The sequence below is a fragment of the Enterobacter wuhouensis genome, assembly GCF_004331265.1.
GTDB classification, from domain to species: Bacteria; Pseudomonadota; Gammaproteobacteria; order Enterobacterales; family Enterobacteriaceae; genus Enterobacter; species Enterobacter wuhouensis.
Genome location: NZ_SJOO01000042.1, coordinates 1 through 283, shown reverse-complemented (window position 1 = coordinate 283; position 283 = coordinate 1). Strand labels below are relative to the sequence as shown.

Sequence of the window (283 nt, the reverse complement as noted above, 5' to 3'; positions counted from 1 at the left end):
GTAAGGAGTAACCGATGACAACCCAGTATGGATTTTTTATTGATTCCAGCCGTTGCACCGGGTGCAAAACCTGCGAGCTGGCCTGCAAAGATTATAAAGACTTAACCCCGGACGTCAGCTTCCGTCGTATCTACGAATACGCGGGCGGCGACTGGCAGGAGGACAACGGCGTCTGGCATCAGAACGTCTTTGCCTATTACCTGTCGATCGCCTGTAACCACTGCGAAGATCCGGCCTGTACCAAGGTCTGCCCGAGCGGCGCGATGCACAAGCGCGAGGACGG

Annotated in this window: 1 pseudogene; it reads left to right on the top strand. The window is 55.8% G+C overall.

What is annotated here, in order from left to right:
- Positions 1–14 precede the first annotated feature (14 nt).
- Positions 15–283, top strand: a pseudogene (gene dmsB, locus E0L20_RS23805) (dimethylsulfoxide reductase iron-sulfur subunit DmsB); the annotation flags it as partial.